Genomic DNA, 14,179 nt, shown 5'->3' with positions numbered 1-14,179 from the left:
ATCCTTTATCCTTATTTGATATAAATCAAATATTACTTAATTAATCCATAAGTTTTATAAATTTTCATTTTGCATAAAATTCCACACATTTATTCGCTACATACTCTAGGCAACCTAAAATAAAAGAATCGTAGATAAACCATCAGCATAGATAACCACTTTAATCACACTAATACCCTGATAATTTCCAGTGTAATTATTGAGCAATAAATTAGTACAATAAAAATGTGAACAGTCGCTAGGTTAGAGTTAAAAATGAGATTTAAAATACCCAACAGATAAATAAAAGCTCAAGTCTAATATCTGATTTAATTTAAAAATCAAAAATATAAACGTTTGTTTTAATTAATTATTAAATTAACTGATCAATTCGAATTTTATTACATTTATTGATTTACCTTTTTTAGGATCAGCTATTTATTTTTGACTCGCGAATTCACACTGATCTGCCTGGGGGCATTGACGTGAAAGGAGATGGCTATGACGACCGAAACGATTAACAAGGCAGAAAAAGGCGGCTTCTTTGCCAACTTTAAGTTCCCTTCTGCCTACACCATTTTATTTATTCTTATTGCGCTCGTGGCTCTGTTCACATGGATTATTCCAGCAGGTCAATACGACCGAGCAATGAATGAAGAATTAGGCCGAGAAGTACCGGTTACCGGCACCTATCAAACGGTAGAAGGTAACCCTCAAGGCGTGATTGATGTACTACTAGCACCGATTGACGGCTTCTACGACCACAATAGCTATGAAGCTGCGGCAATCGACGTTTCGCTGTTCATCCTAATTATTGGTGGCTTTTTAGGGCTAGTCACCAAAACCGGTGCGATTGATGCCGGTATCGAACGCGTTACCGCCCGCTTAGAAGGGCGAGAAGAGTTGATGATACCAATACTGATGGCATTGTTTGCCGCTGGCGGTACTGTCTACGGCATGGCGGAAGAATCACTGCCCTTCTATACCTTACTAGTACCTGTGATGATGGCTGCTCGCTTTGATCCTCTTGTGGCTGCTGCGACGGTACTGCTTGGCGCGGGCATTGGGGTACTAGGCTCAACCATTAACCCATTCGCGACCGTTATCGCAGCCAACGCCTCTGGTATTCCATTTACCGACGGTATCGCGCTGCGTGTTGGCATGCTGATTGTTGGTTGGGGTATCTGTGTTGCCTACGTCATGCGCTACGCCAGAATGGTGCAAGCCGACCCAAGCAAATCAATAGTGTACGACAAATACGAAGAGAACAAAGCGCACTTCCTTGGCAACGCAAGTGGCGAAAAACTTGAATTCACTGCGACTCGTAAACTGATTCTGGCCATTTTTGGCGGCTCATTCGCGGTAATGATTTACGGTGTATCCGTTGCTGGGTGGTGGATGGCCGAGATCTCAGCCATGTTCTTAGCGGCGACCATCATCGTTGGTATTGTGGCCCGCATGAGTGAAGAAGAGTTTACTTCGAGTTTCATTGATGGTGCCCGAGACCTACTGGGCGTGGCGCTTATCATCGGTATTGCGCGTGGTATTGTGGTGGTGATGGACCGCGGTATGATCACCGACACCATTCTCTTCTCTGCAGAACAAATGGTCACCGGACTGTCTTCGGTTATCTTTATTAATGTGATGTTCTTCTTAGAGATCCTACTGTCATTCTTAGTACCATCAACATCAGGCTTAGCAGTACTCACCATGCCAATCATGGCACCGCTGGCTGACTTTGCTGGCGTAGGTCGTGACCTTGTTATTACCGCTTACCAATCCGCCTCTGGCTTGGTGAACTTAATCACACCGACCTCTGCGGTAGTAATGGGTGGCTTAGCGATTGCTCGTGTCCCTTACGTACGCTGGGTTAAATGGGTAATGCCGTTAATCGGTATCTTGATGGTGTTCTGCATTGTCGTACTGAGTATTGGTGCACTTATCTAACTAACAGCACTTCACTCCTTTCTCATCCAAAGCCGCTTCTCATAGCGGCTTTTTTATTGCTCCCTCTCCCAATGTCCCCCTACTACTGAAGTAGCATCTAGAAGCCATACACGCGATATTCAAGGTATCTTCTGTTCGTAACAAAGCTCAGCTCAACCAAAACACTCGCAATAGAAGAGTCACCCTACTTTTCAATATCAAATTAGATTGATGAAATAACACGCTATTTTCAGCCATTATTTTTAAATAAATAATTAGTCACTTATTAGCGTTAATTATATTTAAAGTCATTTACAGCCTAATAAAAAAACGTGAACTAATGACCTTTTTTATCAAAAAATACACTTAAACAGCCGACTTTAAAATGTGATCACAACAGCTTTATTCGCATTTAATTTGTTAATAAATAATTAATTCCATATACAAAATTAAATATATAAATAAAAACACTGCATACTTCCAAGCTAAGAACTCTCTTATCAATAAAAATATTCTGCATATATTCCCTCGTAAATTAGATTCTAGTAAGTTTCGTCAAAAAAACGTGCATAAAGTTCCCCAACAGCTAATTATTTAGAATGTATTAGCTGTGACTAAAAGTGCATAAAGTTTGTTAAAACCCTTAATTTTAAAGGGCTGAGAGAGAAAAAACGATTTGTGATAGATCTCTAAGAATACCTGACTAGCAGGCGTAATATTAATTCCAGACAAGAGATATGAATAAATAATTCATTCTTCTCAACTGAAAATAAATAATTACTCTTAGCGATAAAAGTAATTCAAATATATAAGAGAGAGACGATCATGAGTAAGTTCTATGTAGGTTCTGAAATAGGTCAATTACGCCGCGTTCTAGTTCACCGTCCAAGACGCGCACTGACTCACCTAACACCCTCTAACTGTCACGATTTGCTATTTGATGACGTACTGGCTGTTGAGCGCGCAGGTAAAGAGCATGACGCATTTACTCAAACGCTACGTGATCAAGGTGTTGAAGTTCTTCTTCTTACTGACTTGCTAGCAGACACACTAGCCGTGCCAGAAGCGAAAGATTGGCTGCTAAACTGCCAAGTATCTGATTACCGTTTGGGTAAAACATTCGCCAATGATGTGCGCTGCTACTTAAGCGACTTACCAAACCTAGAGCTAGCAAAAATCCTAACGGGCGGTCTGTCTTACGCTGAGATGCCAATGAAATCGTCTTCAATGATGCAAGGCATGCACGCACCAACCGACTTTATTATCGAGCCTCTACCAAACCACCTATTTACTCGCGACACGTCTTGCTGGGTATACGGCGGTGTATCTATCAACCCAATGGCGAAACCTGCTCGTCAACGTGAAACAAACCACGTTCGCGCTATTTATCGCTGGCACCCAACATTCGCGGGCCAAGACTTTATTAAATACTTCGGCGATGAAGAAAATATCAGCTACGACAACTCAACGATTGAAGGTGGTGACGTTCTTGTTATCGGTCGTGGCACAGTGCTTATCGGTATGTCTGAACGTACAACAGCACAAGGTGTTGAGCACTTAGCATCGAGCCTATTCAAACACGGTCAAGCAAAACAAGTTATCGCCATGCAGTTACCAAAACATCGCTCTTGCATGCACTTAGACACGGTAATGACTCACATGAACGAGGATACATTCTCTGTTTACCCTGAAGTGGTTAGTCAAGACGTGCAGTGCTGGAGCCTAACTGGCGATGAATCAGGCACTGTGAATGTGAAAGAAGAAGGCTACTTCGTAACAGCTATCGAAAAAGCACTTGGCGTAGACAAGCTAAATCTCATCACGACAGGTGGTGACAACTTCCATGCAGAACGTGAACAGTGGAACGATGCGAACAATGTGCTGACAGTTAAACCAGGCGTCGTTATTGGTTATGAAGGCAACACCTACACTAACGAAAAATACGACAAAGCAGGCATCACGGTTCTTTCTATCCCTGGAGACGAACTTGGCCGCGGTCGCGGTGGCGCACGCTGCATGAGCTGCCCAATTGAGCGTGATGGTATCTAATCACTAAGACGAAACGGCCAAGCTAAGCCATTTTACAAGCTTACGTAAAATCAACAGCTTGGCCAAAATGAGAGAACACAATTATGACTAAGCAAACTGTTGTTGTTGCACTCGGTGGTAACGCCCTACTTCGTCGCGGTGAGCCGTTAGAAGCCGATGTTCAACGCCGTAATATTGAAACAGCGGTTAAAACCATCTCTGAAATCGCGAAAGTGTACAACGTGGTCCTAGTGCACGGTAATGGCCCACAAGTTGGCTTACTTGCCCTGCAAGGTTTGGAATACAAAAAAGTAAACCCGTATCCGCTGGATGTCTTGGGCAGTGAGACTCAAGGTATGATCGGCTACATGCTGATGCAAGAGTTCAAAAACTACCTGCCTAACCGAAACATCTCGTGCATGTTGACGCAAATGACGGTTGATCCAAACGATCCTGCGTTTGCCGATCCAACCAAGCCGATTGGCCCGATCTACGAAGAAGCGGAAGCGCGTGAATTAGCGGAGAAGTTCCACTGGATCGTAAAACCAGACGGCCAACATTTCCGCCGCGTTGTACCAAGCCCACGCCCTACAGGCATTGTTGAGCACGAAGCGATCACACAACTTATCGATGCGGGTCACCTCGTAATTTGTACTGGCGGCGGTGGCATCCCAGTGAAAAAAGAGAACGGCAAATTAGTGGGTGTTGAAGCGGTTATCGACAAAGACATGTCAGCGGCTTTCTTAGCGAAACAACTGGATGCGGACGCGCTGCTTATTTTGACTGATGCCGACGCTGTTTATCTTGATTGGGGCAAGCCAACTCAACACGCACTGCGCAGTACCACACCAAGCGAACTGGCGAAATTCGAGTTTGATGCGGGCTCAATGGGGCCAAAAATTGAAGCATCGTGCGAATTCATTCAGCAAGGCGGCAAAGTGGTGGGTATCGGCGCTCTCGAAGATGGTTTGCAAATCCTGCAAGGCCAAGCGGGCACCAATATCACCAAAGGTTAACCCACTAACGAGCTTTATTATCTTGAAAAACTTAAAGCTTAAGAAGCTGAAACCTTGAGAGCTTTTAAAGCTTGTGAAAACAGAATTAAACGAAACAAACAGAACCGAACAAATTGACTAAAAAATTGAATCGCGCTTTCTTGAATTTTCTTTCCCTGTAGCAAGAAAGCGCCTAAATCTAAGAAGGAATACATCATGGCTTTTAACCTACGCAATCGTAACTTCCTAAAACTACTAGATTTCACTCCACGCGAGATTCAACACTTGTTAGATCTTTCAATGGAGCTTAAAAAAGCGAAGTACAACGGTTACGAACAGCCAACACTGACTGGCAAAAACATTGCGCTTATCTTTGAAAAAACATCAACTCGTACTCGTTGTGCATTTGAAGTTGCCGCATTCGACCAAGGTGCTCGAGTGTCTTACTTAGGCCCATCTGGCTCTCAAATTGGCCACAAAGAATCAATGAAAGATACCGCTCGCGTTCTTGGCCGTATGTACGACGGCATCGAATACCGCGGCTTCGGCCAAGAAATCGTGGAAGAGCTAGGCGCTTATGCTGGCGTACCAGTGTGGAATGGTCTGACTGACGAATTCCACCCAACACAAATTCTTGCAGACTTCCTAACCATGACAGAATTCGGCCGTGGTAAACAGTTACACGAAATCAGCTTTGCTTACCTAGGTGATGCTCGCAACAACATGGGTAACTCTTTGATGGTTGGCGCTGCGAAAATGGGCATGGACATTCGCCTTGTCGCACCAAAACAGTTCTGGCCACAAGAAGAGCTTTTAGCTCAATGTCGTGAAATTGCAGAGCACACTGGCGGCAACATCACACTGACTGAAGATGTTCAAGAAGGCGTGCAAGGCTGTGATTTCCTATACACTGATGTTTGGGTATCAATGGGCGAAGCAAAAGAAGCGTGGGCTGAGCGTATTAACTTAATGATGCCTTACCAAGTCAACATGGAAATGATCAAAGCAACAGGCAACCCACATGTGAAGTTCATGCACTGCCTACCCGCTTTCCACGGCGAAGATACAACCGTCGGCAAACAGCTTGCTGCTGAATATCCGCAACTTAAAGATGGTGTAGAAGTGACAGATGAAGTGGTCGAATCTGAATACTCTATCGTGTTCGATGAAGCAGAAAACCGCATGCACACCATCAAAGCAGTCATGGTTGCGACATTAGGCAGTTAATAAGCTAATCAACTAAGAATCTAAATAACTAAGCACTTGTTGGCAAGATATTGACAAGTTAAGTGCTGCAATGACAGGGAAGTGCGGGTGGCGTTCTTGGGAATTTGACCTTGAATAAAGCCCGCATTTTTTTTCATGTAGTTGAATAGATTATTACCTAAAAAAGCCTGAGATTCTCAGTTCCAACAAAGGCTTAAATGGAAGCTTTAAACGGACGTTATTTCGCATAAAAATCCATTAAATGAATACTTTACAGAAAGTATTGCATGGCATTTTTATCTGAGTATAATCCTCCGCAATTTGTCTTAAGAGAGCAAAAAATGAACTGCAATTCTGTCGCACATGATTGTCAAACTACACGCCAAAGAGTGGCGTTGGTGTCATTTTTATTTTGCTCTATTGATCGTTTCGAAGCCTCCTATTGTTAGGGGGCTTTTTTTTGTCCGCAATTTGACTGTATGCAAAGAAGGAAGACCCGTTATGGCGCATTCGTTATTTAACAAGCACATCATCTCCATACCAGAGCTCACTCGTAATGAACTGGAGCTTATCGTCAACACCGCAGCAAAGCTCAAGGCTGAGCCAAATCCAGAGCTGCTGAAAAATAAAGTTGTTGCAAGCTGCTTCTTTGAGCCTTCAACTCGAACTCGCCTTTCATTCGAAACCGCAGTTCAACGCCTTGGCGGCACCGTCATCGGTTTTGATAATGGTGGAAACACATCGCTGGCCAAAAAAGGCGAAACACTTGCCGATTCAGTGCAGGTTATTTCCTCTTACGTCGATGCCTTTGTGATGCGTCACCCACAAGAAGGCGCAGCACGCTTGGCCTCTGAATTCTCTAACGATGTTCCTATCGTCAATGGTGGCGACGGTGCGAACCAACACCCAACGCAGACCTTGTTGGATCTATTTTCGATTTACGAAACTCAAGGCACGCTCGATAACCTCAATGTGGCATTCGTTGGCGACCTAAAATATGGCCGCACCGTGCACTCATTGACGCAAGCGCTATCAAAATTCAACAACGTGCGTTTCTTCTTTATCGCGCCAGAAGTGTTAGCGATGCCGGATTACATCTGTGAAGAATTAGAAGAGATGGGCATCCAATACAGCACCCACAGCAGCATTGAAGAAGTGGTGCCTGAACTGGATGTGCTGTACATGACTCGCGTACAGAAAGAGCGCTTTGATGCGTCAGAATACGCACACATGAAGTCGGCTTACATTCTGACGGCCGATACGCTGAAAGACGCACGCCAAAACATGAAGGTGCTTCACCCACTGCCACGTGTCGACGAAATCACAACCGACGTCGATAAAACGCGACACGCTTACTACTTCGAACAAGCTGAAAACGGTGTATACGCTCGCGAAGCCCTATTGGCCCTAGTTCTTAACGACACTTTATAAGCAGGAGAAACAGTCATGGTTAAACAAACTCAGCTACAAGTAGAAGCGATCCGTAACGGCAGCGTCATTGACCACATCCCTGCTCACCTTGGTATCAAAATCCTTAAACTGTTTAAGCTTCATAAAACAGAACAACGAATCACCATGGGGTTAAACCTGCCATCATCAGCACTCGGCAACAAAGACCTGATCAAGATTGAGAACATCTTTCTGACCAAGGAACAAGCCAACCAATTGGCTCTGTATGCTCCGCAAGCCACAGTCAACCAAATTGAAGAGTACAAAGTAGTCAACAAGCTAACCCTTGTGCTGCCAGAGCAAATCAACAGTGTGTTCGCTTGTCCAAATAGCAACTGTATTTCACACGGTGAACCGGTCGAAAGTAGCTTTAAAGTGCAGCTAAAACACGAAAACGTACAGCTAAAATGTCACTATTGTGAAAAAGTATTCTCTCGCGAGATCATGAGCGAAATTCGCTAACCCTTAGCGCTATTACCTTCGCTACAAAAAACCACTTAATCCTAATGGATATTTATTCTCAACCTGGAATAAATATCCATTCAACCAAAGAATAAAAAACCAAAATAAAAGCAGTTAACCAGAATATTGTTTGGTGATCACCTTCAAAAAGATAACTATTCTTTAGTGTTAGACTTAGTGGATAGATGATCATACATCTCGCATACCCTCCCATATTTACTTCGGGATTCATCGGTAAGCCCTAATTAATAATTGTACTCTACGGCTTTGGGAGTGCGTTCGACGCTATGGACAAGCGATATCCAAACGTTGACCTTAAGGAGTTGTTCATGAACGAAATCACTGAGCACGGTTGCTTGTATTCAGCTGAAGATAAAACACTGACTGCAGCGTGCAAACGCTTGCTACAACAACAAAGCTTCTCGACCCAGAATCAACTGAGAGAGAAACTCGTCGACATTGGCTATATAGGTATTAGTCAATCGACCGTATCTCGCATTTTGTCACAACTCGGCGTTGTAAAAGTTCAAAACGCCTGTGGTAAGAAGGTCTACTGCATAACCGTTGAGAGTGCACCTGTACGTGTCGACGCATCCATCTCCTCGCAAATCGAATTAATTACTCACAACCAAGCCATGGTGATAGTAAAGACTCACCCGGGTTGTGCACAGCTGGTCGCAAGATTAGTCGACATCGACCCACATACTGAAATTATCGGTACCGTTGGCGGCAATGACACGGTGCTCATTATTCCAAAAGACACGATGAATATTGATGCTTGCGAACAAGTGGTAAAAGCACGTTTGGGCGTCGCCTAAGCGTCTCACTTACACAAAACTAAACACTTAAATCACATAGCTCCCCTTGGATCGACAAATCAATGCTTCGCTTGTCCAAGGGGATATTTATTTATCGATGAAACTAATCACAAACTATTACGGTCTGATTGAGTTAAGATACCTTCAACTCCATTTTGATGACTAATAGTATGCGACGACTTGCCACATTACTTTTTGTTTGCGTTTCCTTATTCACCCAGCCTGCGTGGGCGCTTTTTGGAAATGACAACGCCGAGCCAAGCTTCGGAGGCAATAACAATGGTTTTGTCCCTGTAGACCAAGCTTTCCCTTTCAATTACTACCAACAAGACGGCCAAGTGCTTCTCGACTGGCAAGTAAAGGAGGGCTACTACCTTTATCAACATAGCCTCTCTTTTAGCGGTCAAAACCTCGCAATCGGCAATGTTAAAATAGAAGATGGCCAACCACACCAAGATGAATTCTTCGGTGAAGTAAGCATTTATACTCAACCGTTATTCGTGCAAGTTCCGCTACAGAGTTACCAAGATGGCTCACAGCTGATCGTTAAGTATCAAGGCTGTGCAGATGCTGGTTTCTGCTATCCACCCGAAACTCGAATCATCGACATTGAGCCATTTACTGCGACGGATTCTGGAGATATGAAAAGCAGTGATGCGCAAAACAGTGGTGCCTCGCAAGGTTTTTCTGATGCTGCTGGTGAAGCTGACAATTCAGTACAACCCTCTTCTCCTACGACTGACGCAGCAAGCAATACCACTCAACAAACCAATACTCCCGTTTCAAAAGACGCAGGCTTAGCCGATAAACTCGGTGACAGTTGGTGGACACCATTACTATTCTTAGCGCTCGGTGTTGGTTTAGCCTTTACGCCGTGTGTTCTGCCTATGTATCCAATTCTAACGGGTATCGTTTTAGGTGGTGGCAAGCTCAGCCAAGGTCGTGCGCTGATGCTATCGTTCATCTACGTGCAAGGCATGGCGTTAACCTACACCTTATTGGGTTTAGTGGTTGCCTCTGCGGGTATGCAGTTCCAAGCTGCGATGCAACATCCTTACGTATTAATTGCGTTGAGCGTTCTGTTCGTGGCGTTGGCGATGTCGATGTTTGGCGTTTATAACCTGCAACTTCCAAGCAGCATCCAAACTTGGCTTAACAATCAAAGTAACAAGCAACAAGGTGGCAATACCTTGGGCGTGTTCGCGATGGGTGCTATCTCTGGCTTGGTGTGTTCACCTTGTACCACGGCTCCATTGTCAGGTGCGCTGCTGTATGTGGCTCAAAGTGGCGACCTATTAACGGGTGCTATTGCTCTGTATGCCTTAGCGATGGGTATGGGTATCCCGCTGATCTTGGTTGCGGTATTTGGTAATAAACTTCTGCCGAAAGCAGGCAGTTGGATGGACAAGGTGAAGATCGTATTTGGCTTTATCTTGCTTGCCGCGCCTATCTTCCTGCTAGAACGCATCATTCCTGAATTGTGGGCAACCGTGCTTTGGTCTGGCCTTGGGTTTATCGCTTTCGGTTGGTTGTACCATAGCAAGAATGCACTGCCATTCGGCGGTTGGAAGCAAAGCGCTGTGGGCATCATCGCGATGCTTGGCCTATTCGCTTCGGCACAGCCTGCATTGAACTATTGGTTTGCGGAGAAGAGCATAACGGTAGAACAACAGCATATCCAATTTGCACGCATCAATACCGTTGAAGAGCTAGAGATCCAACTCATCGAAGCGAAAAAACTGGGCAAGCCAGTAATGCTCGATTTCTACGCCGATTGGTGTGTGGCGTGTAAAGAGTTTGAGAAGTACACCTTCCATCAGGCCGATGTCGAAAACAAACTATCTGACTTCGTGTTGCTTCAGGCCGACGTAACGAGAAACATGCCTCAAGACATTGAATTACTAAAGCAATTACAAGTGCTAGGCTTACCAACCATTGAGTTCTGGGACGGTGAGGGTAATCATGTTCCAAATGCTCGTGTGACCGGCTTTATGCCTGCTGATATATTCCTAAAGCACATTCAAGACCACCAGCTATAAAGCGACGACATTTGTCCATATCTAAGCCCAAACAAAAGCCGCACTGCCCCTCGGTACCGAGATGACAGTGCGGCTTTTTTGCTATTCAGAGTAACACTTTCTTATTCTGGGGATAAAAGTCGATATGGTTCAGACTTTTAATGCATAAATATTGTCCACACACTCAATCGGGATGATAATAAATCTTAACTAAATTGTTAAAAGTATGAACGTCATGGACTCGACCTATACCATCATCATCGCTGATGACCACCCTCTTTTTCGCAACGCCCTGTTTCAGTCAGTTCACATGGCGATCAGTGGAGCAAACCTTCTTGAAGCCGATTCTCTGGATGCCTTGCTGACTTTACTAAAGAAAGAAGATGAGCCCGACCTCTTGTTACTCGATCTTAAAATGCCAGGTGCAAATGGGATGTCAGGTTTAATTCAGCTGCGCGCTGAATACCCAGATTTACCGATTGTAGTGATCTCAGCCAGCGAAGATGCCAGCGTGGTCAGCCAAGTTAAAAGTCATGGTGCTTTTGGCTTTATTCCTAAATCGAGTGATATGCGTGAACTCTTGAGTGCACTCAACCAAGTTCTCAACGGTGATCCATTCTTCCCTGAAAGCCTCATCACTAATAATGCGGCTTGTAGCGACCTTGCAGAAAAACTCTCCACACTGACCCCTCAACAATATAAGGTCTTGGGAATGCTGTCTGATGGTCTACTTAACAAGCAAATTGCCTATGAGTTGAATGTATCAGAAGCGACCATAAAAGCACATATGACCGCTATCTTCCGTAAGCTGGACGTGAAAAACAGAACTCAAGCAGTTATATTGCTACAAGAAGTCCACAATTAGGCTTCACTAATATCCTTTTCTAAAGTCGTCTTTGGTAAACATAAGCCCAGCTTGACGACTTGATAATCATTGACCTCAGCGACCACCCAATTAATGTCATGCCACTCAAAGCTGTCACCTAATACTGGGTATACACCAAGCTCTTGTTCTACTAACTGTTTTAGCGTCATTTCTCGCTCTTCTTCCGAGCCAAGCTCAATACCATACCAATCACTTACCGCAGTAATTGATAAGCTAACATCCAGGAAGAAATCACCAAAAAATCGTGCTGCTTCTTCGGCTAACGGAGCTTCACTGAATAGCTGGCTTAAACTACCTAAGTCTTTATCTTGGCCCAGTACGCACAGAATATCATTGGCCTCTAATACTGTACTGCCCGATGGGTGAAGCAAGACATCTTGTCGAAATAGTGCGGTAATTCGCGTCCCTTCAGGCATAGACAAACGCTTTAAAGGTTCGCCAATACACCACTTTTCGTCTTTCAGCTTGTAAACAAACATCTCCCACTCACTGGTCGGGTAGATCTCAATACCCGTGCGAGAGATAGGTGTCGGCGTTGGTGGTAGAGTCACCTGAGCTAATCGAGCAACTTTCATCAAGCTACCACCTTGAACAATCAACGAAACCATCACCACGAAGAAGGCGATATTGAAATACAGCTGCGCATTTGGCAAACCAGCCATCATCGGGAAAACCGCTAAAATGATCGGCACTGCGCCACGTAAACCAACCCAAGAAACAAACCAACGCTCTTTGGTGGTAAAGTTTCTGAACGGCAGTAAACCCAACCAAACAGACAGTGGACGAGCAAACAAAATCATACCGAAGGCGAGTGCCAACGCAGGAAGTGCAATGTCCATCAATGTCGATGGCGTAACCAATAACCCAAGCACCAAGAACATCACGATCTGGCTTAACCACGTCATTCCATCAAGAACATTGAGAATAGAGTGTCGAGAGCGAGTCGGGCGATTTCCGATGAACAAACCTACGAGGTAAATCGATAAAATCCCACTGCCGCCGAGCATGTTAGAGAATGCAAACAGAGCAATGCCACCACTGAGCACTAAAATAGAATAAAGACCATCAGCCAGTTGCACTCGATTAATTGATTTCCACAGAACCCAACCACCGCCAATTCCGACAATAATGCCGATACCAAACTGCATTACAAAACTTTTGAGTAGGAAACCTCCCCCCATATCGACATCTGGGTTGCCCAACAGTGCGATTAAAGTCACCGTCAGAAAGACCGCCATTGGATCGTTAGTGCCGGATTCAATCTCTAGTGTTGAACCCACACGCTCATTGAGACTCTGTCCTTTCAACAAAGAAAATACCGCAGCAGCATCGGTTGAACCGACAATCGCTCCGACCAAAATTCCCTGCATAAACGAAAGGTCAAATAACCAAGCTGCCATTAGACCCGTTAAGGTTGCAGTACATGCTACCCCTACGGTTGCCAACGAGAGTGATGGCCAAAAAGCCACTTTGAAACTAGCAACTTTGGTTCTCATACCGCCATCAAGAAGAATTACAGCAAGCGCAAGGTTACTCACCAAGTATGTCAGTGAATAATCATCGAACTTAATGCCACCGAGTCCATCTTCACCCGCCAACATACCAACAAACAGAAATATCAAAAGAATAGGAATGCCCAATCGAGAGGACACTGGTGAGAAAAGCACACTGATGGAGATTAATACTGCACCAGTTAAAAACAAGTGGTTGATAGTTATTGCGTCCAATTCGTTCCCCTAAAGAATACAACACCGTGCTTTAAGCATGTCAAACGTTTGCCGTAAAGCAATGCACGGTCGGTGAACATGCCTTTTTACTATAACAAAATTATATCGTTGTTCATGACATATGCGGGTTCATCGACAATTTATCTGTCATTTCATTGTTAAATTTTCTGACCAACGCACTAATTTAGATTGTTTTGTTAGACCTTTGGCTAATTTAACAATATTGCAACATCACAATTTTCTGCGATTATGGCTTCTCGGTCCCACATTTCAGTACATTAGCGCTAATAGTATCCCGACTAAAGTTGCACAGATCCCTTGACTTATCCTTGCTACATTCTAAACCGTAACATTGCATTAACATATTAATTTATACAGACATGGTTTCTACGAAAACGGAATAAAGGAGAAGGCAATGGCGTTCGAATCTACAGAACATGCTCAAGCCTACTGGAAGGAAAACTTGGGGATTATGGGAACACTGCTCGCGACCTGGTTCGCGGTGTCTTACGGCGCTGGCATCTTATTTGTGGATGCCCTTAACACCGTTCAGTTTGGCGGGTTCAAGCTCGGCTTTTGGTTCGCTCAACAAGGTTCGATATACACCTTCGTTGCGCTGATATTTATTTACGTTGTCCGCATGAACGCGCTCGACAAAAAATACAACGTACAGGAAGACTAGAGG

At 44.3% G+C, this 14,179-nt stretch carries 11 protein-coding genes; 10 read left to right on the top strand and 1 reads right to left on the bottom strand.

Translation table 11 applies throughout. The features are described 5' to 3' along the window. Window positions 1-480: 480 nt before the first annotated feature. The 9 genes from ACED48_RS08715 (at window position 481) to ACED48_RS08675 (ending at window position 11,746) form a co-directional block, all read left to right on the top strand. Window positions 481-1,926: a YfcC family protein gene (locus ACED48_RS08715; RefSeq protein WP_017055879.1), complete on the top strand. Its 1,446-nt coding sequence runs from the start codon at window positions 481-483 to the stop codon at window positions 1,924-1,926. A gap of 804 nt (window positions 1,927-2,730) precedes the next feature. Next, window positions 2,731-3,954: an arginine deiminase gene (arcA, locus tag ACED48_RS08710; protein ID WP_017055880.1), complete on the top strand. Its 1,224-nt coding sequence runs from the start codon at window positions 2,731-2,733 to the stop codon at window positions 3,952-3,954. An 83-nt stretch (window positions 3,955-4,037) separates the two neighbouring features. Next, window positions 4,038-4,949 carry a carbamate kinase gene (gene arcC / locus ACED48_RS08705; RefSeq protein WP_017055881.1) on the top strand — a complete coding sequence of 304 codons (912 nt, stop codon included), beginning with the start codon at window positions 4,038-4,040 and terminating at the stop codon, window positions 4,947-4,949. Between the two features lie 195 nt (window positions 4,950-5,144). Continuing rightward, window positions 5,145-6,155, top strand: a complete 1,011-nt coding sequence (argF, locus tag ACED48_RS08700) for an ornithine carbamoyltransferase (protein ID WP_017055883.1) — start codon at window positions 5,145-5,147, stop codon at window positions 6,153-6,155. Window positions 6,156-6,635: 480 nt separating this feature from the next. Beyond that, window positions 6,636-7,565, top strand: coding sequence for an aspartate carbamoyltransferase (pyrB, locus tag ACED48_RS08695; RefSeq protein ID WP_017055884.1), 930 nt, complete (start codon window positions 6,636-6,638; stop codon window positions 7,563-7,565). Between the two features lie 15 nt (window positions 7,566-7,580). Further along, window positions 7,581-8,045 carry an aspartate carbamoyltransferase regulatory subunit gene (pyrI, locus tag ACED48_RS08690; protein ID WP_004729721.1) on the top strand — a complete coding sequence of 155 codons (465 nt, stop codon included), beginning with the start codon at window positions 7,581-7,583 and terminating at the stop codon, window positions 8,043-8,045. A gap of 329 nt (window positions 8,046-8,374) precedes the next feature. Next, entirely contained in the window at window positions 8,375-8,863 is a 489-nt protein-coding gene (locus ACED48_RS08685; protein ID WP_017055885.1) for an arginine repressor, read from the top strand. 170 nt (window positions 8,864-9,033) lie between these two features. Continuing rightward, entirely contained in the window at window positions 9,034-10,902 is a 1,869-nt protein-coding gene (locus ACED48_RS08680; protein ID WP_017055886.1) for a protein-disulfide reductase DsbD, read from the top strand. Window positions 10,903-11,116: 214 nt separating this feature from the next. After that, on the top strand, window positions 11,117-11,746 hold the full coding sequence (locus ACED48_RS08675; RefSeq protein ID WP_017055887.1) for a response regulator transcription factor: 630 nt from the start codon (window positions 11,117-11,119) through the stop codon (window positions 11,744-11,746). Here ACED48_RS08675 and ACED48_RS08670 read toward each other — a convergent pair. Further along, window positions 11,743-13,494 carry a potassium/proton antiporter gene (locus ACED48_RS08670; protein WP_017055888.1) on the bottom strand — a complete coding sequence of 584 codons (1,752 nt, stop codon included), beginning with the start codon at window positions 13,492-13,494 and terminating at the stop codon, window positions 11,743-11,745. The two genes, ACED48_RS08675 and ACED48_RS08670, sit on opposite strands and share 4 nt — an antisense overlap. A 415-nt stretch (window positions 13,495-13,909) precedes the next feature. Here ACED48_RS08670 and ACED48_RS08665 point away from each other — a divergent pair, with 415 nt between their 5' ends. Continuing rightward, window positions 13,910-14,176: a DUF4212 domain-containing protein gene (locus ACED48_RS08665; RefSeq protein WP_017055889.1), complete on the top strand. Its 267-nt coding sequence runs from the start codon at window positions 13,910-13,912 to the stop codon at window positions 14,174-14,176. The last annotated feature ends 3 nt before the right edge of the window (window positions 14,177-14,179 follow it).

This window comes from Vibrio sp. 5S239, assembly GCF_041439575.1.
GTDB classification, from domain to species: domain Bacteria; phylum Pseudomonadota; class Gammaproteobacteria; order Enterobacterales; family Vibrionaceae; genus Vibrio; species Vibrio kanaloae.
The sequence above is the reverse complement of the archived record's forward strand: the minus strand, read 5'-3'. Positions and strand labels throughout refer to the sequence as shown.